Raw genomic sequence first — 21,434 nt, 5'->3', positions numbered from 1 at the left:
GCGTCAGAAATCCTTAATTGAAAAATTGAAAATTTGAGCGTAACTCCCATCCTAGCAGTCACAAGGGGTGAAGCGCATCGGAGGATTGCTAACATAGTCCCCTTCGTTCCTGAATTGACAAGAGCCACCCATTGAAGGCCGCGCCCTGTCTAAATTCCTGTGGCGATCGCGTGATTATGCAACAGATTTAATGGGATTCCGTTTGAACATGTCCCCCAGATCCTCGTGCAGCAGGTGGGGAAACCTTCATAGGTGGACAGAAAATTCAGGCTGCATTTCCTCGAGCCTTGGGAATTTGAGTGCTGCTCACCAGTCACGGTAAGCTAACAAAAAAAGGATTTGCTTGGGGTACAAGGACATGGCTGTTGCTGCCGCCATTATTCTCTTGTTGTTGAGTGGCTGGGTGAATGACCATCCGTGGGGATGGCTGCTGATTCTTGGTCTAGGGTTGGGCTATTGGTACTGGCGGCGATCGCCCGCTGCGCCAAACCCGGCTCCCCCTCAACCTTCTCTGCATCCTCAATTACTGGAAAAGCAACTGGCAGACACGCGGAACCTTTTGCAGGAACTTCCCATAGAGCGCCAAGCCTCCCTACAATCAGCCCACAGCCAACTCCAACAGCGGTTAGATAGCCCAACGGTTGAGGTGTGTGTTCTCGGGCAATCGGCCTATGCTCTCAATCGGGTGTACAATGCCGTCGCTACCCTACCCCTCGATAGCTGTACGTTTCAGCAGCAAACATTGGCAACGGTGCCCCAGGCAGACTTAGTGCTTTTGACCGTAACGGGTGCCCTTACCGCCAGTGAGTTTGAGATGCTGCGGGTATTGCAAGCAAGCCATTATCACGTTCTTGTGGTGTGGTATCCAGAAATGGTGCAGGAGCGCGATCGCCCGAAGGGCGCGCTTTGCGATCGCGTGGCAGTGCATTTACAGCAGCAACTGCAACAACTCCAGATTGGACAAGATCAACTCATTCCCTTTACACCCCACAATCCCCAAGAACTCACCTCCGCAGTGCTGCACTGTCTCACCCAACAGCGAGCGAATCTGGTCTTAGCCGGCACCTATCGCCGTGCCCAACAACTCCATCAACAGGCGCAATCCGCCCTCAACCAGTATCGCCAAGAACGAGCCACCCCGATCATTGAACGCTACCAATGGCTGGCAGCGGCGGCAACGGCAGTGAATCCTCTTCCGCTTCTGGATCTCGTCATGGCCGGGGGGCTATTGGTGCGCCTCACGTGGGATCTCGGTCAAATCTACCAACGCTCCTTTCGCTTGGCGGATGCTGAACCCCTTGCCAAGGAGCTATTGCGGCTAATGGTGCAGTTGGGGGCTGTGGAACTGGGCACCCAATCCCTAGGACAGTGGCTCAAGGGCAATTCCCTCACCTATTTGGCAGGGAGCTGTTTACAGGGGGCAACGGCAGCCTATGTGTTGCGCTTGAGTGGCTTGAGTTTGATCCATTACTTTGAGACTGCTCCCCAAGCAAAATCTCTGCCCTTGGTGACTCGATTGCAGCAAAGCCTTCAGTGGGCACAGCAACAGGTGGGACGCTCTCCCTTGCAAACCCTAGGACAGTCTCTTGCCTTGCCGTCGGCCTAGCCAGTAACGCAGGAGTTGAGCGGCAAAAAGCACAACAAATGCGGGATTGTTCAGCAGATAGCGTTGCCAGAGGCGGCGGGGTTCTTGCAGGAGTCGAAAGAGCCACTCCAGACCGATCGCCATCATCCAGCGAGGCGCTTGCGCCACAACGCCACTGTGAAAATTAAAGGCCGCTCCCACACCCACCAAGACAATCGGCAGAAAAGGGCTTTGGCGAGCCATCCACTCCTCCTGCTTGGGACAGCCAAGGCTGACAAAAACCAGATCAGCACCGCTATCAAGAATGCGCTGGCGATCGCTGGCCTCCTCCTCAGGGGTCAAGGGACGAAAGGGAGGCGCGTAGGCACCCACAAACTGCATTTTGGGAAAGCGCTCTCGCAGATTTCGTTGCAGCCGCTCTAACACGAGGGGTGCACTGCCATAGAGGAAAATACGCCAGCCTTCCTCTTGGGCGCGATCGCACAACGCCAGCATCAAATCCGGTCCATAGACCCGCTCTGCTTGCGGAAAGTCCAAGAGCCGTAAGCCCCACACCAAGGGCATGCCGTCAGAGGTCACCAGTTGGGCACCATTCACCACCCGTTGAAAGGGCGATCGCCACACCCCCGTCATCACCACATGAACATTCGCGGCAACCACATAGCCCCCCTTGCCTTGAGCAATCCACTCAGCGATTAGATCACAGGCTTGGTTGTAGGTGGTGACATCAATCCGTGTCCCTAAAATGTGCGCCGACTCCACGCTGGGGCTACTCCGCATGTTTCACTTGATTCCAGCGTAGGACATTGGTTGCAGAACCGAAGTGAACATCCGACAATGCAAAGCAGATGTCATGTTGTGCCCTGCGGAATGAATTTAGAAGAGTGCTATCGCATTCTGGAGTTGCCACAAGGGGCGTCCTTAGCTCAAGTGAAATCCGCCTACCGACGGCTAGCACGACGCTATCATCCCGATGTCAACCCCGGCGATCGCACTGCCCATGAGAAGTTTATTCTCCTCCAACAGGCCTATGAAAAATTAGTACGAGGACTGCCCACCTTTCGGCCTACCCCTGTTAAATCAGAACCCCAATCTCGCCCACCGCAGCCACCGCCGCCTCTCTCTGCCTTTGAGATTGAACTGAAGCACGCTAGCTATCGCCAACTTCAGGAATTTCTCAAATATCGCTGCTATCAACGTGCCATATCCCTTGTGGAAGGGTTGGCCAGTCGGCTGCCTCAAGATGCCGAAGTGCGCCAGTGGCAAGCCGTCACCTATCAGTGCTGGGCGAGGCAACTCATTCGCGATCGCCAGCCCCAAGCGGCACGGGAATACCTACATCGGGCGCTGAAAGCCGATCCGGATAACCGACTCCTTTGGCAAGAAGCGGAAAAGGACTTTCGTACCCTTGAGCGCCTCTACGGCAAAGAAATCTAAGTCCAATCCTCCCGTTTATTGCTGCCCAGCTTGTAAACACCGCCGCGAGCGTGAATGGCACGGGTACGCTCAAACAGTTCTTCCTCCGTGAGTTGCCATTTTTCTAGCAGCTCTGCCATTAACTTCTTATTGGTTTCGGCACCGGGGAAGCCATCATAGCGAATCAGCAATCGCCCCAATTCCGCCAAGTTGTAATCACTGATGCCCTCTTGTCCCAAGCGCTCGAGGACTAAGCGATCTTGGGCTTCGCGGGGATGTTGTAGGTTCTGGGAGTTTGTCATTTTACCCTCCAAGATTTATTGATGAAACTTTAACGGCTAGTTTTGCGATAGCGATTCCCCGGCTGCTGCTCGACCCAACCCGTTAGCTCCAAGTGCATTAGTTCTGCCATCACCACCCCTGTTTCCAAGGGTACGCGCTGCACAATGTCATCAAAGGCAACACTATTGCTGCCTTGGCTCAGTTGTTGAATCGCCTCGAGAATCTGTTGCTGGGGGGGCGATAGCGTTGGGGGTGGGGCTGAGAAGGGTGTTGGATCGAGGGGGGGTGTATGCCCCAATTGTTCGAGGAGAGCTTCTTCTCCCAAGATAATCTGTGCCCCTTGATTCACCAGACTCAGGGCACCCTTGGCACGGTGGTTATCGAGATGCCCCGGCAGCACATAGACATCACGACCATACTCGGCAGCATAGCGAGCAGTGATCAGGGCACCGGATTTGTAGGGAGCCTCTGCAATAATCACCGCACGGCACAGACCAGCAATGATGCGGTTGCGACGGGGAAATTGGGGGCGATCGGCACCCACGCCCCTAGGATACTCGCTCAAGAATCCCCCGCGTTCACGAATCTGGTAATAAAGCGAACGATTTTCTGGTGGGTAGATCATATCCACACCCGTGGCTAAGACGGCCAGTGTGGCACCTCCAGCTTCTAAAGAGCCACGATGCGCCGCGCCATCAATGCCTGCGGCCATGCCGGAAACAACAATAAACCCAGCTTGGGCAAGGGCATACCCCAGCTTGTGCGCCCAACGCTGCGCATATTCTGAAGGATCACGGGTGCCGACAATGGCAACAGTTGGTGTGGGTTGACTGAGAATTTCTAAAATGCGAGTCCCGCCATAGTAGAGCAAGGGCGGCGGATCGGGAATTTCGCGCAGCAGTGGTGGATAGCGAGGGTCACTCAGCACCCAATGGTGGGGATTTTGCTGGCAGTGGTGCTCGTAGAGAGCTAGGGGTTGGCACTGCTGACGATAGTGGGCGATCGCCCCTTGGAGTTTGGCACCAATCCCCTCTACTTTTCCTAAGGTTTCTACGGAGGCTTCCCAAGCAGTTTTCAAATCGCCAAAGTGCTGCCAGAGGCGTTTGAGTAACACCGAGCCAAGGCCGGGTACCTGTGACCAACTGTACCAATAGGCAGCATCAGCGGGAACCAAGGGCGCTTAGTAGGCTTCCTGCAACTCGTAGAAGTCAGGGGTGATGTAGTCTTTGCGCAGCGGCCAGCCCACCCAATCCTCGGGCATAAGGATGCGCTTCAAATTTGGGTGCCCCTCATAGACAATGCCAAACATATCGTAGGATTCCCGCTCTTGCCAGTCGGCGGTTTTCCAAATCCAATAGACGGAAGGCACACGGGCATCATCCCGAGGGACAAAGACTTTAATCCGCACCTCTGGGGGGCGATCGGCATTATCACTGAGCTTGATCAGGTGGTATGTGCTCACCAAGTCTTGGCCGGGACCCGAATCATAGGCGGCTTGGCACTGCAAATAGTTAAAGCCGTCGGCATAGAGGGCTTGGCACACCGCCAGCAGGCGATCGCGATCCACTTTGATGATTTCTACGCCAGAGGCATCGGTACCGAGGGATTCCACACTCAGGTTTTGAGACTGGAGAAGGCGGTATACAGGGCCAGCTTCAACAATGGGGGCTTCGGGGGTGTCACTCATGTTCGCTGCTCCAACCTAAAGGCAATCAACTCACTCAAGACCATTCGAGGGCACGTTTGCGCCACGCATAAACTAGAGCCACGACCAGAATGGCAATGAAAATCAAGGCTTCAATAAAGGCCAGTAAGCCCAACTGATGGAAGGCCACCGCCCAAGGATATAAAAAGACCGTTTCCACATCAAAAATGACAAAGACGAGGGCAAACATGTAGTAGCGCACATTGAACTGAATCCACGCGCCACCAATGGGTTCCATCCCCGATTCGTAGGTCGTCAAGCGGATCATCCGCCCGGATTTGGGACGCAATAGCGCAGAGGCAGCTAAAGCTAGTACGGGTACCAGACCACAGATAATCAAAAAGCCAAGAAAATACTCGTAACCACTGAGAACAAACACGGTTGCAGTGTCCCTCGATCTTGGAATTGCTACCATTTTGACACACTCCCCTAGCGATCGCTAGGCTAGGGATCAATAGAAAAAACTAAATTGCCCTATAGCGAATCATTAGCGATGTCCCAACCCACTGTCCTCTGTGCTGGCGAAGTCCTCTTTGACTGTTTAGAAGTGCCCCCTGATCCCCCGCAGTGTTTTCTGGGGGGTGCCCCGGCCAATGTGGCCTGTGGTTTGGTGAAGTTGGGGGTGAGTGCGGCCTTTTTGGGGGCTGTGGGGGACGATGCCTTAGGGGAGCAAGCCTGTGCCGAATTAGCCGCTTTGGGCGTCAATATCGAAGCGGTCGAGCGGGTCGCTGGGGTGCCGACGCGGCAAGTGCGCGTTCAATTGGTGGGGGGCGATCGCCAGTTTGTGGGATTTGCGCCAGCGGGAACTTCTGTCTTTGCCGATATGCAGTTCTCTGGCCAGCAAGTCTCGCCATCGTTCCTAGCTGGGGCACAATTTTTCGTCACCGGCACGCTCGGACTAGCCAGTGAACCCACCGCCACCACCATTGAACATCTAGTCCAGCAACTGCGGCAAAACGGTGCCTTTATTCTCATTGATGCCAACTGGCGACCGATCTTTTGGCGGGATGCGAGTGCTGCTCCTGAACGCATTCGTCCTTTTTTAGCACAGGCGCATTTCCTGAAACTGGCCAAGGAAGAGGCGGAATTATTTTTCTCTGACAGTGATCCCCAAGTTGTCTATCGTGCCCTTTGGGGGACGGCACCTGACCATGCTGTGGTCATTACTGACGGAGATCAAACTATTCACTACTGCTGGCACGGAAATCAAGGGGAATTACAACCACCCGCCATGCCCGTTGTGGATACCACTGGTGCCGGCGATGGCTTTGTTGCGGGTTGGATTGCCCAGTTATTACAGGGCAGCCCGGAAATCTACCGTGACCCCCAATGGCAGGCTGCTTGTTTAGAATTTGCCACGGTGGTGGGGGCGCTCGTGACGACAAAACGGGGGGCGATCGCTGGTCAACCCACCCTTGCTGAGGTCACTCAATGGCTTCGGGATCATCCTCAAAGAAAAATACGGACGCACTCACCGCCCTAGCAGTGGTTGATGGGCTTGTCGCGATCGCTGGCTGATGTTCACGGCTAGGGATGGCTGCCGCCAAGGGACAGGCCCGCCAAAACCCCCGCACCGGCACATTCAGTTTTTCACAGGTACCACCACGCCGCCCTTCGGAATAATAGAAGCGGCAAAAGCGGCAAGTTGTGGGAGTGAGAATTGGGCTGTCCATCGCGGGGATCAACTCCGAAGTAAAATCTTTAGGCTCTCTACCTTCCATCCTATGAAATTGTCCTCAGCGACTTTTGCAGTGATCACAGGGTCAAAGAGGCCTAGGAAGCAGGTTTTAGCGATCCCCAGTGGTCAAAAGTGCTTTTAGATTCTTTTCATACTCCCGCAACACTCCGTAATAATACGGACATCAATTGTAGGAAAAGTGAAAAAAAGGTTACGCCCGCAGACGCAACCCATGGAGATCAGTATATTTTTAAGCCGCAGAGGAAATTAACGCACCGCCGCCGTCGTGGGTGCCTTGGCGGGGATCAAGAACAACTTGATCATTTGCCACACATTCGAGAGATAGAGGGGAAGTTTCTTCAGAAAACCGCCATTTTGCTTGCTAATTTCTGTCAGCTTGGCATTGTTTTCGACACACCGCTCTAACCGCTGATAAAATTCTGGATGATCGACATCGAGAATCACCGGAAAAACACGGCCTGCGGTTTCATTGGTTTTGGCAATCACCTCACGATCATACTCGCGGGCATCCAAGCCAATCGCAGCATAGAACTTCGCCCGTTGCAAATCGTTGAGGTACATTGTGGCAAAGACCGAGAGCAGGAAGAAGCGGCACCACAGTTTTGGTGGCAGCCAGCAGACCATGAAGTAGCGTGCCCATTTCTTACCAGAGAGGGACAGGGGAATTTCCTTAATCTTTTGCCAGAAGGTGCGCGGCCGATCGAGCATTTGCGGCTGGGCACGCATCACGGCGTCAAAGAAGTCACCGTGGCGGTTTTCGTCTTGGCACCAGTTCTCAAAGAAGCGGAAGATGGGGTAGATGCGATGTTCGGGGTGCTTCTCCAGATGGCGATAGATCGTAATGTAGCGCCAGTAACCAATTTTCTCGGAGAGGTAGGTGGCGTAGAAGATGAATTCCGGTTCAAAGTAGGTGTAACTGCGGTGCTGCGTCAAAAAGCCAAGATCCAGCGATAGGTTAAAGTCGGCCATCGCTTTATTCAAGAAGCCAGCGTGGCGGGCTTCATCGCGAGACATCAGGGCAAAGCATTCTGCCAATAGGGGGTTGCGATCCTTGAGCTTGCGGCTGAGTTCTTTGTAGAGGAGAAAGCCAGAAAATTCCGCTGTGCAGGAGCGCTCCAAAAATTCAATAAATAACTGGCGGGTTTCGCCATCAATGTGATCCCAAGACTGTTCAAATTCTGCATCCCGCACAAAGTGGTGGCGGTTGTAGTCGCAGCGGAATTCCTCAAGGATGGCCTGAAGTTCTGCTTTGTTTTCAGTAATGTCCATATTGGCCATCGCTTCAAAGTCAGTGGTATAGAAGCGGGGCGTGAGGATGGTTTCCTTGGCGGGGGCTTTAATGCCCGGCCGCAGTTCTTCAAACTCTGGTTTGGCGACGGTATTAACCATAAAAAGCTGCGTCTCGCTCTTGCTAACGGCACTCATAAAGCATGGTAGCGAAAATCCCCAATGCATTACAGGTCATTACAGAACCGTTACATTCCCCACCAGCGGCTGAGTTGATTGCGCCAGCGATCGCCCCAAGAGGCCGCCCATGTGGGTTGGCGATAACGTTGAATCAACTGTTGCCCCAAGGGAGTGAGGCGATAGCGATCGGTGAGACCTTGGCCATCCACTTCGCGGCGCAGTAAACCGACGCGGATCAACCAGTCCAACTCTGCTTCTGCTAGGAGCACAGGCAAGGGCGATCGCGTGAATCCCGATTGAAGACCCGCTTCGCCCACAATTTCTAGGAGTGCCACACTCCGCTGCTGCATTGTCTGAAACAAGAGGGGCAAAAAGGGACTACAGCGCAGGGCGCGATCGCCCCGTTCCAAAACCTTCGGAGAATACGCGATCGCCACTGCCGCCAAACCTACAGAGAATTTAAGTGGCTGGTATCAATGAAGGTTGCCCGGTCATTCACTGACGTACCAGGGGCGGGGGGTGTGCGGGGCGATTGAGTTGCGGGAGAGGTTGATGGCGAAGAGGGAGTTTCTGCCTCCTGACGACGGCGATCGGGTAAGACCACGCGCTCCATGATGAACTCAATCGTGCCCTTGCGCAGCCATCCCCGTGCTACCAAAATATCGCCGAGTCTTGCCCCTGTGGCTCGCTGATCGGCTAAGGCAACTTCAATTTGTGCGGGTGTCACCAATTCTGCTTCAACCAGATAGTTCCCCAAGCGTTTCGTGTAGCTGTCATCATGGGGACGCTGGATAAAGGGGGGCTTTTTCGCAGGTGCCTCAGTCTCTGCTGCCACGCCTGGCAGGCTGTCAAAGTCACGTTGATCCCCCGCTAGGGCAACCAAGCATTCTTTGATTTTCATCAGAATTTCCGCTGCTCGCCGGGGTTGATTTTGCTGGGCTGCCTGCTCCAAGAGCCGTGCTTCTGCCTCAATCAGCGTTTGCCGGGATGCCACTGCTGCAACTTGTAAAATGCGTGCCTGCTGCTGAAGGACAGCCATATCTCGTTCAAGAAGGGCTTTTTTGCACTGCTTGAGAACAAGGGATCCCTGCTTCAGCAGAACTTTGTGGGTAGGAGTAGTCATAGACAGCAACAGCGGGGATAAAGAACATGACTTAAAAGAATATTAAAGCTTAGCAACTGCCTTTGGCATTGTTTAGGCGATGGGGAACACGCAATCTACTTTTACTATAGCCCTTTGTATTGAACCCATTCCGCTGCAACTGCGTCAAATGTAAAGGTTCTGTAAAGATAGGGTCACTGTTGCTGCCGTAGGACGGTGTTGAAGAGTTCTTTGACTTGTTCCCACGCATCCCGTGCTGCTGCTGCATCGTAGCTATCCCGTTGATCGCAGAAGAAGCCATGATCCGCTGGATAGATGAAGATGTGGTGGCGAATGCCGTGGTGGCGCAGCGCCGTTTCAATTTGCTTCACCTGTTCCATGGGAATACTTTGGTCGCGATCGCCAAAGAAGGCATAGAGCGTGCCGCGAATTTTCGGTGTGATTTCAATGGTGGGTAGGCCACCGCCGGGGGTCATGGTTGTCATCCCGGCGCCATAGAATGAGGCCGTGGCTTTAATGTCCGGTAACTGAGCCACCAGATAGGCCACATGACCGCCAAAGCAAAAGCCAATCGTACCAATGGCATCCCCATCCACATTTTCAAGGCCGCGCAGATAGGCAATGGTCGCTTGGGTGTCACTAAGGAGTTCCTCGGCTTTGGTTTGGTTTTTGTACTGCCGCCCCAAATCAATATCAGCGGCGGTGTAGCCCGTTTCAAAGCCGGGGGCAAAGCGTTGGTAAAGGGCGGGGGCGATCGCCACATAGCCTTCGCGGGCAATACGTTCGGTCACATCGCGGATATGGGCATTGACGCCAAAAATTTCCTGAAAGACAATCACTGCCGGATAGCGGCCGGGGGCAACAGGCTCGGCTAAGTAGGCATCAATCAGCAGATCGCCATTGACCACCTTGACCCAACGACTGGTAATCTCCACCATCGTGAACCTCCTAGGCAGGAATGTCGAGGTCTGGAAACGTGCGCTTGAAGTCGCTAATCAATTCATCGAGTTCGGCGAGGGCGGATTCAATGTCAATGGTGAGGGTGCCATGACCGGGGAGTTCCAAGAGCTTTTTGAGGCTCTCCCGTTTCGCCAAAACAACTGCTAGACGTTCCTGTAGGGTGGGTAACTCCATCTTGTACCTCGCTGCAAAGCTCACTATTACTCTACCGTTTCGTTGGCCAGCTTCTTCCCTTTGACAGGTGGCGGGGGCACCAGTTCCACATTGATTTCATTCACAGGGCGCGGCCGCAGTTCCAGAGATTGCGATCGCGGCAGCAAATCAAACACTTCCCGAAACGTGTCATCGAGGGTTTCAAAGGGCACCACACCGATAAATTCCTGCCGCAATTGGCCTTGGCGATCGAAAATCAGGGTTTGCGGCACCCGGCCTTTGTAGTAGTAGCCCGCTTCATTGGCGGAGAACTGCGCCCCAAAGGGTAAGGCATCGACATCAATAGCGATGAAATCGGTGACGCGACCATAGTACCCCTGCAATTGGGAGATGGTTGAGGCAAACTGCTTGCAGTCGCGGCTATCGTTCACATAAAACAGCAGCAATGTGGCGCGATCGCTCTGACGCGATTTCTCTAGGGTGACCTTTGGTGGCACTAAGGAGCCATTGCCAGCGTAAAGAGCAAAGATATTCCCATCGTAGCGATCGTCTTGTAACCCCGCCCAACTCGGCGCTGTCCACAGTCCCCACAGCAGGAGGACAAGTCCTAACCAGCCCCAAACCCGTTTCATTTTTCGCTCCATCACGCTCTGTAAAGACACTATACCGCCACGCCATCCCCCTCCCGTGCATTGTAGAACCAATGCCACCCCTTCTAAGGTAGGAAGAGTGTCTTTATTGCTTTTGCCAATAGCTACAGGGGTGCTCTTTCTGGGGCTTTTTTCGGCGTGATCAGGCGTGATCAAAGGAATGAATCTGTACCAACGTTTAGGGATAGTCACGATTTTCAGTACAGTGCTACTGGCCAGTTGTGCGCCCGCCTTGCAAAAGGGCACTCTCCAGCTCTATGCCAATGGTGAAGAGCGCTTGCAAACGGGATGGACAAGCAAAGATGGCTGGAAGCTCGAGTTTGACCATGTCTATTTGACGTTGGGTACGGTGACTGCCTACCAAACCCATCCCCCTTTTGATCCTGAGGCGGGCGATTGCCCCGACAGTGAAGTGACGGTTGTGTTTAGCGATCCTATGACGGTGGATTTGGTGAGTGATCAGCGTCCCCTTGTAGGCAGTGCTGCGGCGGCGGTGGGTCACTTCAATGCCCTGCAGTGGCAGACCCTCGCACCCAGTTTACAACTGGTGGGAACAGCGCAGCGGGGCAATGTCACTCTCCCCTTTGACATTACGTTGGATCAGCCCTTGGCCTTTGTTTGTGGCGACTACATTGGCGATGAACGCAAGGGAATAGTCACAGCGAACAGTTCCGCTGAGCTAGAGATTACGCTCCACTTTGATCATCTTTTTGGTGATGGCGCTGAACCAGCAACGGCGGAGATCAATCGCGACGCGGTAGGCTTTGACCCCTTTGCTGCCCTAGGCACTCCTGAGGGAGTCACGGTTGACTGGACAGGATTACAGCAAAAACTCAGCCCCAAAGATTTTGAAACACTGCGCAAAGCCCTTAGCGGTCTGGGGCATGTCGGCGAAGGTCACTGTCGGGAGGTTTCCTCATGAAAACAGTTTTAGCGAGTGTGGCTACCTTAGGACTGATAGTTCCCCAAGCCCTTGCCCATGGGGTTGAGTTGCGCTACAAACCGCAACAGGTGATTCACATTACAGCGCGCTATGACAGTGGCGAACCGATGGCAAATGCTAGGGTACAGGTCTTTGCCCCCGATCGCCCCCAAGAAGCAGCAATAACAGGAACCACCAATACCCAAGGGGAGTTTCAATTTGTGCCCGATCGCCGCGGTCAGTGGCAGGTGCAGGTACGTCAAGGGGGACATGGCGGCCTACTCACGATTCCGATAGCAACCGATGCCCAAGCAACGGCTGAGGTTGCTCTTACCGCCGTCCCAGAACCGCCAAGGACGGTTTCCCTGAGTCAATACACTCCCGCACAAATCACGGTCATGGTCTTGGCAGTGCTCTGGGGTGCCATTGGCACAGCTTGCTTTGCTTGGTCGCGGCGGCGGCTGCCAGTGGAGTCGTAGTCATGCACATCCCCGATGGTTTAGTGCCGCCCCTGTGGTGTGGACTGGGTTATGCCGGTAGCGGTGGTCTCCTGTGGTGGTCTTGCCGCCGTTTGCAGCGGGCAACGGTGGATCCGCTGGCGATCGTGCCGCGATTAGCTCTATTAACCGCTGCCTTTTTTACCGCCTCTGCGGTTTATATCCCGCTGCCTCCCGCCAGTGTGCACCTCATGTTCCTTGGCAGTCTGGGGATTCTTTTGGGGGAAGGGGCAATGATAGCCGTGGTGGCGGGATTATTTCTACAGGCGGTGATGTTTGGTCATGGCGGTCTGACGACCTTGGGTCTCAATGCGCTGATCATGGGGATTCCAGCGCTCCTTGCCGCTGCTGTTTTTCGGGGGCTGTGGCATCGCTGTCCGCCAAGGGGGCGATCGCTCCTCGGGTTTATCCTTGGGGCGGGGGCTGTGCTGTTGGCTGTTCTCTTATTTGGCGCAGTGATTCTCCTGAGCCTGCCAGCACCCTTGGATCAACAGCGGGAATGGCTAGCGATCGCTGCGATTGGGATTGCCCATTTGCCCCTTGCTATGTTGGAGGGAGTGGTCACGGCTTCACTGCTGGTCTTTTTGGCCAAAGTCAAGCCAGAATTCCTGTCCCAAGGCGTATGCTTTTCCCGTGAAAATTCTCCTTACCCTACTGCCGACCCTCACTGAACTCTACGGATTAATCTTTCTGTGCATGGGCATTGGCTATGGCAGTAGCCGTTTTTTGCCATCAACGACGGGGGCTTGGCTGGCGCAAGGGTTGTTCTGGGTGGGGACGCCCCTAACGGCATTTAGTTTTATTGTTACCACCCCGATTACGGGTCACAGCACGTTGGCTCCGCTATTGGCGTGGCTAGGAATGGGGATCGGCGTCAGCTTGGCGTGGCTGTGGTTACAGCGATATCCCGCTCACACGCGGCAGGAGCAGGGCAGTTTTCTCTTGGCGACCATGGTGGGCAACACGGGTTTTATTGGCTTTCCAATTACTTGGCGACTGCTGGGGCAAGAGCACTTCAGTTGGGCGTTGTTTTTTGATCTGATGGGGACGCTCCTCATTTCCTATAGTGCTGGCATTGGCGTGGCAGCAAGTTTTGGCGATCGCGCCATTTCCATCGCAAAACTGCTGTGGCACATTGGCCGGAATCCAACCCTTTGGTGTGTCGGCATCGGACTGCTGCTACGACAACATCCCCTACCCGCGATCGCCCAACAGGGACTTTTAACCTTGGGGTGGTTAATGGTGATTGCTGGATTGATCTATATGGGCATCTGCCTCGGTGAGGCTCCCCTCAAGCTCCGCTGGGAACGCATCATTCCCTGTCTGACGATTAAGATGCTACTGGTACCGCTCCTGTTGGGTCTCGGATTAACCCTCGTAGGCATCAGCGGCCGGCCCCGTCTAGGGATGGTACTCCAAGCTGGCATGCCCCCCGCCTTTATGACCCTAATTCTGGCGGATGTATATCACTTGGACCGGGCTTTCGCTGCCAGTGTGATTTTAACCAGCCTCTTTGCCTTAATTCTTCTATTGCCCCTGTGGCTGGTGCTCTTTGCCGGGTAGGGGCATTTGGTGGCTAATCGTCGGGAGTCAAGCGCAACAGCAGGTAGCCTGCGCCTAAACCAACCAGAACCAAGGTAAACGTAATTACCGCAGTATTGAAAATCTCTTCTGCCATAGGGCGGCCTCAGCTAACAAGAACTCATTGTAACCAATTTGGCTCCTTTGCTTACCACGGCTCCAAAACAGGTTCCCGCAGTAGCTCATGGGTACCACGATTCACGGTCAAGAAGATCCCGCGGGGTGTTTTGGTCAATAGATACGTGTACTCACCATTGACGGCTTCAAAATAGTACCCTTGAGGACTCCAATCCCGCAGGGGCAGCCGAATTGATAGGCGCGGATCCTGCTTGTGTCGTGCCATATAGTAGGCGGGGCGATCGCCCCCACAGATATTCACCCAATAGCTACGAGTCTCCGTGGCCACAAAGGTACTTTCATAGGAGCGACAGGAAAGGGGGCGTGCCAGTGCCGCCAGTGGTGTCATCGTCAATAGGGCAACAGCCGCTAGGGTGGAGCCAACAAACCTCATGGTCATCTCGCCGCAATTTCTCACTCCAGTCTAGCCAAAGAGGCGGGAAAGGGTTTCACCCTCGGTAAGATAGATGATGACGACTGCTGTTTACCTTCAACAGGGATGCAATGACGCTCGCGATCGCCCCCTTTCCGATTACCGCCATTGTTGGTCAAGAAGCCATTAAACTTGCCCTGCTGTTGGCCGCCGTTGATCCCGGTTTGGGGGGGGTGATCATTGCCGGGCGGCGGGGGACTGCCAAATCTGTTCTTGCGCGGGGTATTCATGCCCTATTGCCCCCCATTGAAGTCATTGATCAAGGGGAGATCCCAGTACCGATCATTGCCAACCCCGATCCCGAACGTCCCCAAGACTGGGATAGCCGCTTGCAGGCTTGGCGCCAAAGTCATCCCGATGTCGCTTTGACCACCAAAGTGATTCCAGCCCCCTTTGTGCAAATTCCCCTAGGGGTCACCGAAGATCGCCTCTTGGGAGCTGTGGATGTGAGTCAATCGGTGCAGCGGGGTGAAGCGGTCTTTCAGCCCGGCCTCTTGGCGGCAGCCCACCGCGGCGTGCTCTATGTGGATGAAATCAATCTCTTGGATGAACAATTGGCCAATGTGCTGATGGCCGTGCTGAGTGCTGGGCGCAACCCAATTGAACGGGAGGGGATTAGTCTGGATCACCCCTGTCGTCCCCTGTTGATTGCCACCTTTAATCCCGATGAGGGAGAAGTGCCGCCCCATCTGCTGGACCGGTTTGCGATCGCCCTATCGGCGGATACGGTTCTGGGCTTAGATGAGCGGGTTGCAGCGGTGGATCATGCCACCCAATTTGCTGATTCGCCCCAAGCCTTTTTGCAGCAGTACGATGCTGAGCTAGAGGATCTGCGCACCCAAATTATTCTGGCGCGAGAATGGCTCAAGGAGGTAAAAATTCAACGGCAGCAAATTGCCTATCTGGTCACCGAAGCCCTACGGGGCGGTGTTCAAGGCCATCGAGCAGAACTCTTTGCGGTGCGGGTGGCCAAAGCCCATGCTGCCCTGAATGGCCGCAGTGAAGTGAATGCCGAAGATCTACGCCGCGCTGTTGAACTAGTGATTGTGCCGCGAGCCACGCAACTGGAACCGCCGCCGGAGCAACCACCGCCCCCACCTCCACCACCGCCCCCGCCGGAGAATCAGCAGTCTAACCCCGAAGAAGAACCCGATGAGCCAGAGACGCCACCCGAAGAACAGCAGGAAACGCCACCCATTCCTGAGGAATTTGTCTTTGAGGCCGATGGCACGGTCTTGGATGAGTCGGTGCTCTACTTTGCCCAACTGACCCAACGCCAAGGGAAATCGGGGAGTCGCAGCCTGATTTACTCCCAAGATCGCGGTCGCTATATCCGCCCCATTTTGCCCCGTGGCCGAGGGGGTCGAATTGCTGTGGATGCCACCCTGCGCAGCGCCGCTCCCTACCAAAAATCCCGTCGCCTACGCCAACCCCAACGCCGCGTCATTGTTGAAAACAGTGATCTGCGAATTAAACGTTTGGTACGCAAAGCGGGTGCCTTGATTATTTTTGTCGTGGATGCCTCTGGCTCCATGGCACTGAACCGCATGAATTCTGCCAAGGGCGCTGTTTTACGCCTATTGACCCAAGCTTATCAAAACCGCGATATGGTGGCGCTGATTCCCTTTCGTGGCGAGCAGGCAGAGGTGCTCCTACCCCCCACCCGATCCATTGAAGCGGCACGGCGACGCCTTGAAACCCTGCCCTGTGGGGGTGGCTCTCCCCTTGCCCACGGCCTGACCCAAGCGGTGCGAGTGGGTTTGAATGCCAAGCAAAGCGGTGAGATTGGTCAAGTGATGATTGTGGCCATTACCGATGGTCGGGGCAATATCCCCCTGAGCCGTTCCCTTGGCGAAACTATTCCGCCGGAGACCAAGCCCGATGTCAAAGCGGAAGTACTGGAAATTGCCGCTAAAATTCAAGCCTTGGGTCTGAAGCTCTTGGTGATTGATACCGAGAATAAGTTTGTTTCCACGGGGATGGGCAAGGAATTGGCCCAGCAAGCAGGGGGTAAGTATTACCATCTGCCCAAGGCCACCGATCAGGCGATCGCCCAAGTGACGCAGAATGCCCTGCAATTTTAGCCACCAATAAAAAACCCTCCCCCCAGTTAGAGAGGAGAGAACCTAGCAAACTATTGGGGCAGTAAGCCTACATCATGCCGCCCATGCCCCCCATACCGCCATCCGCAGGAGCTGCCGGTTTCGGTTCCGGTTTTTCGACCACAAGGGCTTCGGTGGTGAGAACCATGCCGGCGATCGAACCGGCATTTTGCAGGGCAGAGCGTACGACTTTGGCGGGGTCAATAATACCCGCACTAACCAAATCTTCATAGGTACCGGTTGCCGCGTTAAAGCCATAGTTAAGGTCACCGGCACGGACATTCTCGACGACTACGGCTCCTTCGACACCAGCATTATCAGCAATTTGAGCCACAGGCGCAGCCAAGGCAGTAGCAACAATGCGGGCACCGGTCTGCTCCTCAGCACTCAGATGCGGGAGCAGGGCATCAATGCGACTGGCCAAGTGCAACAACGTCACACCACCGCCGGGCACAATCCCTTCAGCTACTGCCGCTTGCGTAGCATTGAGAGCATCTTCGAAGCGGAGTTTGCGATCCTTCAATTCCGTTTCGGTGGCAGCCCCCACTTTGATCACCGCCACGCCGCCCACGAGCTTGGCAATGCGCTCTTGCAGCTTTTCTTTGTCGTATTCGGAGTCGGTCTCGGCCAACTGCTTCTTGAGCTGTTCGACCCGCTTTTGAATATCCGCTTTATTGCCCTTCTCGGACACAAGGGTGGTGGTGTCTTTGGTCACGGTGACGGAGGATGCTTCCCCCAACATCGTTAGTTCCACATCGGTGAGGGTCAGTCCCACTTCCTCGGAAATAACTTGACCGCCCGTGAGAATGGCAATGTCTTGGAGCATTGCTTTACGCCGTTCGCCAAAGGCTGGAGCTTTCACAGCAACCACATTGAGGACACCCCGCAGTTTATTCACCACCAATGTGGCGAGGGCTTCCCCTTCTACATCTTCAGCAATGATCACCAAGGGACGACCACTGCGAGCCACTTTTTCTAGAGTGGGAATCAGGTCTTGGATGCTGGTAATTTTTTTGTCCGTCAACAGCAGATAAGCATCCTTGAGTTGGACAATCATCCGCTCTGGATCGGTGACAAAGTAGGGGGAGATGTAGCCGCGATCAAACTGCATCCCCTCAACAATTTCCATTTCTGTATTCAGGGATTTTGATTCTTCAATGGTGATCACGCCATCTTTGCCGACTTTGGCCATGGCTTCACCAATCATGGCTCCCACTTCGGGGTCATTACCGGCAGAGACGGTGGCCACTTGGGCAATCATGTCCCCTTCAACGGGTTTGGCCACTTCGGCAATGCCCTCGACAATGGTTTTGATCGCTTTTTCCATGCCGCGTTTGAGGGCAATGGGGTTGGCGCCGGCAGCAACGTTTTTCAGGCCTTCGCGGATCAGGGCTTGGGCAAGGAGGGTGGCAGTGGTTGTGCCATCCCCGACCACATCATTGGTTTTGGCGGCCACTTCCCGCATCAGTTGGGCACCGGTATTTTCGTAGGCATCTTCCAGTTCGATTTCCTTGGCGATCGTCACGCCATCGTTAACAATTTGCGGTGCGCCATACTTTTTCTCAAGCACCACGTTGCGCCCTTTGGGGCCAAGGGTAATTTTCACGGCATCGGCAAGGGCATTAATTCCGCGTTCGAGCGATCGCCGGGACTCTTCATGAAATGCGACTAATTTTGCCATGGGTGGCTATCCTTTAGTAACTTGGAGGTCATGATTGAGGAACTGCAAACTTAGCAGGCTTCAAGCCATTGTTTACAGTACTGTGGAAAACCAGCTGAGGGCAATGGCAGAAAATGTAGGGGATTCCGCACTTGCTCGCGTACACTGACAATAGACTGACAATAGATTAACAAGCTTCGCAGCCATGGCTGGCCGCCACCTCAATCAACAACGCCTACAGGTCTTCTTGTACGTCACCTTAATGCTCGGCATTGCCCTTGCAGCGGCCAAGGAGTATTTTTACTTGAACAATGGCCAAGGGGGGCAAGATTGGCAAATTGGTGCTCCACAGGTGGATGTCATTGCTGCTCAGCCAAAACGCTCCCTTGCGGAAATACGAGCCTTTGCCCTGCAATTGGTGAATCGCGATCGCCAGCTCAATGGACTGCCGCCCCTTGTTGCCGATGAATTACTCACAGAGGCCGCACAACGCCACGCCGAAGATATGCTCAAACGCCAATACTTTAGCCATACCAATCCCGATGGGCAATCCCCAATGGATCGCTTTATCGCCTTGGGGGGACGTGGTGGCGTCGGTGAAAATATCATGGAGCAGAAGGGCACCCCCGGATTGGTGCTCAACTATAAGCTGATTGAGCGGTTCCAAAAAGGCTGGATGTATAGTGAGGGGCACCGCCAAAATATCCTGCGGCCTGAATTTACCCGCTTTGGCTTTGGCATTGCTTTGAATTCAGCTCACGGAGAAGTCTATGCTGTACAGATGTTTGCACTGCCAGCCCAGTAAAGGCAGAGCGTTGCTGCGCGGATCATTTCCAATGTAATCAATGTCAACTTAACCGCATTCGCTATGTTCACTGAAGAGATGTATGTTGTCCTTGAATCTACTGTCAGCGATGAGACCTTTCTCACGCCGATGGAGCTACAGGCCAAGCTGGTGGAGTATTTAACAGGAACCGATGTTTCCCTAACGCCGGATCTACTTGCTTTGCCCGATGTGGAAAGTCGTGCCCACTACCTCATGACAACGGGTTGTGAACTGCAATTACCCAATGGTGGCTACCTTCAGTGGTATGCCGTGCGTTTAGAAAAATAATCGTTACACAGAGTTACGAAACTCCTGCTCGGAAAATTCCGTTCTAATATAGATAAGGCTCTTGGATCAATCAAGGGTTCAGACGATTATTTATTCTTTCGTGGTGTCCAAATTGTCAGGAATAGTAGGGTAACGAGACTGTGGCCGATCGCCGTCGTCAACAAAAGAAAAAACCGCAAATGACCTACAGTTGGCCGTTGGCGGGCACCTACCAAGCCCTTAGCTCGGCATCGGTGGATTTGATCTGGCGCAAAGTGGTGAATTTGGCCGATGTGTCGTGGCATCCCTTGATTTTGCGCACCAATGTGCCCTACGGACTCGTACCCAAGCCGGGGTTTATTTTCCAAGCCATGACGCGTTGGATTCCGTGGCCGATTCAGATTTTTGTCGAACGGGTATCACCGGGAAAACTGTTGAGTATTCGCATTTTGGTCTTGCCGGGGGTAGAGGAACGGGTAACCTATCGTTTAGAATCAACGGTCTGGGGGAGTCAGATTTCCTGCTCAGTGATGTTGCGGGGGTGGCTGGCGCCGCTGATTTGGTCACTGATTCGCGATTCTGCGGCAGGGTTGGCTGCCCGCTTAGCAGTTGCGGCTGAGGAAGATCCCCCCTCTGCTCAGCCCCCCATTGATCCCTGCTTAGGTTTTTAGACGGACAAAAGAAAACTCTATGCTCAGCGATAGCGATCGCGTTCGTGTTCTCAGTGAAGCCCTGCCCTATCTCCAAGCCTTTGCCGGGCGCACCTTTGTGGTCAAATACGGCGGTGCCGCCATGAAGGAAGAGCAGCTCAAAGACTCGGTGATTCGCGATATTGTCTTTCTTTCCTATGTGGGGATTCGGCCGGTGGTGGTTCATGGCGGTGGCCCTGAAATCAATGCGTGGTTAACTAAGCTCAACATCGAACCCCAATTCAAAAATGGGCTGCGCGTCACCGATGCCGCGACAATGGATGTGGTGGAGATGGTCTTGGTGGGTCGGGTCAACAAGGAAATTGTCACCCTGATTAATCAGGCGGGCGGTAAAGCGGTGGGGCTGTGCGGCAAAGATGGCAACCTGATTCGTGCCCGCGCCCAAGGAGAAGAGAGCATCGGCTTTGTGGGTGAAGTCCAAGGCGTGGATACCCGCGTGATTACGGCACTAGTGGAGAAGGGGTATATTCCCGTCATCTCCAGTGTGGCTGCCGATGATACTGGGCAAGCCTACAATATCAATGCTGATACTGTTGCTGGCGAGATTGCGGCGGCTTTGGGGGCTGAGAAGCTGATTTTACTGACGGATACCGCAGGCATTTTACGGGATTATCGTGATCCGAGTACTCTCATTTATCGCCTTGATATTGCCGAAGCGCGGCAACTCATTAAAGAGGGGGTTGTCTCTGGCGGGATGATTCCTAAAGTCACCTGTTGCGTGCGATCGCTCGCTCAAGGGGTGAAAGCAGCGCACATTATTGATGGCCGGGTGCCCCACGCCCTGTTGCTAGAAATTTTTACCGATTCGGGGATTGGCTCAATGCTCGTGGGTTCCAATGCAGCCTACGATCGCGCCTTCACTGATTGAAACTTTTTGCATGAAGAAGGGCGTCCTAGGGTATGACGAGGATGTCTTAGCGTCAGGGTCTATTACCTATGAAATTCTTCTCTTTAATCTTAATTAGTAGCAGCTTAGCCACTAGCTTGAAACTGCCAGCACGCGCCATTCCCCAACCCTACCCCCCAGTGGCGGTGAATAGTTTTATGAATACCTGCATCGAGCGTGGCCGGCGATCAGCGCCCATTGTGCCCCGTTCAGTGATGAATAACATTTGTCAGTGCTCCATCAACTACATTCAAGAGCGATTGAGCTACACTGATTTTCAAACCCTTGATCCCAATGGCAGTCAACCGCAATCTCCTGGCCAACAGCGGGCACAGCGGGTTCTCGATGAAAGTGTGAACTACTGCATTCGCCAACAACTGGGGGTCTAGGCACTTTTTGACCCTGCTGCGCGTCGGAAAACTTAGCTGGCGATCGCCAACGGCCAAGGCAAGTCTTTGTGCTAGATTGGGCGTA

28 protein-coding genes are annotated in these 21,434 nt (G+C 54.1%); 13 read left to right on the top strand and 15 right to left on the bottom strand.

The window, feature by feature from the left end; all coding sequences use genetic code 11:
- The first annotated feature begins 358 nt into the window (after positions 1-358).
- Positions 359-1,606, top strand: coding sequence for a YcjF family protein (locus tag RHH27_RS04175; protein ID WP_302678937.1), 1,248 nt, complete (start codon positions 359-361; stop codon positions 1,604-1,606).
- Here RHH27_RS04175 and RHH27_RS04170 read toward each other — a convergent pair.
- On the bottom strand, positions 1,574-2,347 hold the full coding sequence (locus RHH27_RS04170; protein ID WP_302678936.1) for a WecB/TagA/CpsF family glycosyltransferase: 774 nt from the start codon (positions 2,345-2,347) through the stop codon (positions 1,574-1,576). The two genes, RHH27_RS04175 and RHH27_RS04170, sit on opposite strands and share 33 nt — an antisense overlap.
- Before the next feature lie 108 nt (positions 2,348-2,455).
- Between RHH27_RS04170 and RHH27_RS04165 the strand changes: the two genes are divergently transcribed.
- Positions 2,456-3,022, top strand: coding sequence for a J domain-containing protein (locus tag RHH27_RS04165; RefSeq protein WP_302678935.1), 567 nt, complete (start codon positions 2,456-2,458; stop codon positions 3,020-3,022).
- Here the strand turns inward: RHH27_RS04165 and RHH27_RS04160 are convergent.
- The 4 genes from RHH27_RS04160 to ndhC are packed head-to-tail and all read right to left on the bottom strand — an operon-like array spanning position 3,019 to position 5,367.
- Complete coding sequence (locus RHH27_RS04160) at positions 3,019-3,303, bottom strand: DUF3288 family protein (protein WP_206201194.1); 285 nt, start codon at positions 3,301-3,303, stop codon at positions 3,019-3,021. The genes RHH27_RS04165 and RHH27_RS04160 overlap by 4 nt on opposite strands.
- A 29-nt stretch (positions 3,304-3,332) precedes the next feature.
- Complete coding sequence (gene dprA, locus RHH27_RS04155; RefSeq protein ID WP_302678934.1) at positions 3,333-4,457, bottom strand: DNA-processing protein DprA; 1,125 nt, start codon at positions 4,455-4,457, stop codon at positions 3,333-3,335.
- A 6-nt stretch (positions 4,458-4,463) separates the two neighbouring features.
- Positions 4,464-4,970: an NAD(P)H-quinone oxidoreductase subunit J gene (locus tag RHH27_RS04150; RefSeq protein WP_302678933.1), complete on the bottom strand. Its 507-nt coding sequence runs from the start codon at positions 4,968-4,970 to the stop codon at positions 4,464-4,466.
- A 34-nt stretch (positions 4,971-5,004) separates the two neighbouring features.
- On the bottom strand, positions 5,005-5,367 hold the full coding sequence (gene ndhC / locus RHH27_RS04145) for a photosynthetic/respiratory NAD(P)H-quinone oxidoreductase subunit C (RefSeq protein ID WP_149820086.1): 363 nt from the start codon (positions 5,365-5,367) through the stop codon (positions 5,005-5,007).
- A 114-nt stretch (positions 5,368-5,481) separates the two neighbouring features.
- On the opposite strand from ndhC, the gene RHH27_RS04140 reads away from it, so the two are divergent.
- Positions 5,482-6,471, top strand: coding sequence for a carbohydrate kinase (locus tag RHH27_RS04140; protein ID WP_302678932.1), 990 nt, complete (start codon positions 5,482-5,484; stop codon positions 6,469-6,471).
- Here the strand turns inward: RHH27_RS04140 and RHH27_RS04135 are convergent.
- The 7 genes from RHH27_RS04135 to RHH27_RS04105 form a co-directional block, all read right to left on the bottom strand.
- On the bottom strand, positions 6,413-6,661 hold the full coding sequence (locus RHH27_RS04135) for a hypothetical protein (protein ID WP_190278043.1): 249 nt from the start codon (positions 6,659-6,661) through the stop codon (positions 6,413-6,415). The genes RHH27_RS04140 and RHH27_RS04135 overlap by 59 nt on opposite strands.
- A 272-nt stretch (positions 6,662-6,933) precedes the next feature.
- On the bottom strand, positions 6,934-8,076 hold the full coding sequence (acsF, locus tag RHH27_RS04130) for a magnesium-protoporphyrin IX monomethyl ester (oxidative) cyclase (protein WP_149820092.1): 1,143 nt from the start codon (positions 8,074-8,076) through the stop codon (positions 6,934-6,936).
- An 86-nt stretch (positions 8,077-8,162) separates the two neighbouring features.
- Positions 8,163-8,531, bottom strand: coding sequence for an Npun_F0494 family protein (locus tag RHH27_RS04125; RefSeq protein WP_302678931.1), 369 nt, complete (start codon positions 8,529-8,531; stop codon positions 8,163-8,165).
- Positions 8,532-8,542: 11 nt separating this feature from the next.
- Complete coding sequence (locus tag RHH27_RS04120; protein WP_302678930.1) at positions 8,543-9,217, bottom strand: hypothetical protein; 675 nt, start codon at positions 9,215-9,217, stop codon at positions 8,543-8,545.
- A gap of 173 nt (positions 9,218-9,390) precedes the next feature.
- On the bottom strand, positions 9,391-10,134 hold the full coding sequence (locus RHH27_RS04115; RefSeq protein ID WP_302678929.1) for a dienelactone hydrolase family protein: 744 nt from the start codon (positions 10,132-10,134) through the stop codon (positions 9,391-9,393).
- 10 nt (positions 10,135-10,144) lie between these two features.
- Positions 10,145-10,330, bottom strand: a complete 186-nt coding sequence (locus tag RHH27_RS04110; protein ID WP_149820101.1) for a hypothetical protein — start codon at positions 10,328-10,330, stop codon at positions 10,145-10,147.
- A gap of 26 nt (positions 10,331-10,356) precedes the next feature.
- Positions 10,357-10,941, bottom strand: a complete 585-nt coding sequence (locus RHH27_RS04105; protein ID WP_225901648.1) for a thylakoid membrane photosystem I accumulation factor — start codon at positions 10,939-10,941, stop codon at positions 10,357-10,359.
- Positions 10,942-11,119: 178 nt separating this feature from the next.
- Between RHH27_RS04105 and RHH27_RS04100 the strand changes: the two genes are divergently transcribed.
- The 4 genes from RHH27_RS04100 to RHH27_RS04085 are packed head-to-tail and all read left to right on the top strand — an operon-like array spanning position 11,120 to position 13,941.
- On the top strand, positions 11,120-11,881 hold the full coding sequence (locus tag RHH27_RS04100) for a DUF4382 domain-containing protein (protein ID WP_302678928.1): 762 nt from the start codon (positions 11,120-11,122) through the stop codon (positions 11,879-11,881).
- Positions 11,878-12,360, top strand: coding sequence for a carboxypeptidase regulatory-like domain-containing protein (locus RHH27_RS04095; protein ID WP_206201186.1), 483 nt, complete (start codon positions 11,878-11,880; stop codon positions 12,358-12,360). Before RHH27_RS04100 ends, RHH27_RS04095 begins: the two co-directional genes overlap by 4 nt.
- Positions 12,318-13,049, top strand: coding sequence for a cobalt transporter CbiM (gene cbiM / locus RHH27_RS04090; RefSeq protein WP_302678927.1), 732 nt, complete (start codon positions 12,318-12,320; stop codon positions 13,047-13,049). The genes RHH27_RS04095 and cbiM overlap by 43 nt, the downstream gene beginning before the upstream one ends.
- A complete protein-coding gene (locus tag RHH27_RS04085) occupies positions 13,012-13,941 on the top strand; it encodes an AEC family transporter (RefSeq protein WP_302678926.1) in 930 nt (309 codons plus the stop codon). The genes cbiM and RHH27_RS04085 overlap by 38 nt, the downstream gene beginning before the upstream one ends.
- A 13-nt stretch (positions 13,942-13,954) precedes the next feature.
- Here the strand turns inward: RHH27_RS04085 and petM are convergent, their stop codons facing one another.
- Positions 13,955-14,056: a cytochrome b6-f complex subunit PetM gene (gene petM / locus RHH27_RS04080; protein WP_011057256.1), complete on the bottom strand. Its 102-nt coding sequence runs from the start codon at positions 14,054-14,056 to the stop codon at positions 13,955-13,957.
- A gap of 51 nt (positions 14,057-14,107) precedes the next feature.
- A complete protein-coding gene (locus tag RHH27_RS04075) occupies positions 14,108-14,470 on the bottom strand; it encodes a hypothetical protein (protein WP_302676726.1) in 363 nt (120 codons plus the stop codon).
- A gap of 110 nt (positions 14,471-14,580) precedes the next feature.
- Between RHH27_RS04075 and bchD the strand changes: the two genes are divergently transcribed.
- Positions 14,581-16,593: a magnesium chelatase ATPase subunit D gene (gene bchD / locus RHH27_RS04070; protein WP_302678925.1), complete on the top strand. Its 2,013-nt coding sequence runs from the start codon at positions 14,581-14,583 to the stop codon at positions 16,591-16,593.
- A 67-nt stretch (positions 16,594-16,660) separates the two neighbouring features.
- Here bchD and groL read toward each other — a convergent pair whose 3' ends face one another.
- Complete coding sequence (groL, locus tag RHH27_RS04065; RefSeq protein ID WP_302678924.1) at positions 16,661-18,292, bottom strand: chaperonin GroEL; 1,632 nt, start codon at positions 18,290-18,292, stop codon at positions 16,661-16,663.
- A 184-nt stretch (positions 18,293-18,476) separates the two neighbouring features.
- Here groL and RHH27_RS04060 point away from each other — a divergent pair, with 184 nt between their 5' ends.
- The 5 genes from RHH27_RS04060 (at position 18,477) to RHH27_RS04040 (ending at position 21,349) form a co-directional block, all read left to right on the top strand.
- Positions 18,477-19,076: a CAP domain-containing protein gene (locus tag RHH27_RS04060; RefSeq protein ID WP_206201181.1), complete on the top strand. Its 600-nt coding sequence runs from the start codon at positions 18,477-18,479 to the stop codon at positions 19,074-19,076.
- Positions 19,077-19,139: 63 nt separating this feature from the next.
- Entirely contained in the window at positions 19,140-19,385 is a 246-nt protein-coding gene (locus RHH27_RS04055; protein ID WP_302678923.1) for a chlororespiratory reduction protein 7, read from the top strand.
- A 179-nt stretch (positions 19,386-19,564) separates the two neighbouring features.
- Positions 19,565-20,035 (top strand): SRPBCC family protein, encoded by a 471-nt coding sequence (locus RHH27_RS04050; RefSeq protein ID WP_225901696.1) that lies wholly within the window; start codon positions 19,565-19,567, stop codon positions 20,033-20,035.
- 19 nt (positions 20,036-20,054) lie between these two features.
- On the top strand, positions 20,055-20,942 hold the full coding sequence (gene argB, locus RHH27_RS04045; RefSeq protein ID WP_310742760.1) for an acetylglutamate kinase: 888 nt from the start codon (positions 20,055-20,057) through the stop codon (positions 20,940-20,942).
- A 116-nt stretch (positions 20,943-21,058) separates the two neighbouring features.
- Positions 21,059-21,349 (top strand): hypothetical protein, encoded by a 291-nt coding sequence (locus RHH27_RS04040; protein WP_310453305.1) that lies wholly within the window; start codon positions 21,059-21,061, stop codon positions 21,347-21,349.
- Positions 21,350-21,434 lie beyond the last annotated feature (85 nt).

It is taken from the genome of Thermosynechococcus sp. PP555 (assembly GCF_031583225.1).
In the GTDB taxonomy this organism is placed as follows: domain Bacteria; phylum Cyanobacteriota; class Cyanobacteriia; order Thermosynechococcales; family Thermosynechococcaceae; genus Thermosynechococcus.
The sequence above is the reverse complement of the archived record's forward strand: the minus strand, read 5'-3'. Positions and strand labels throughout refer to the sequence as shown.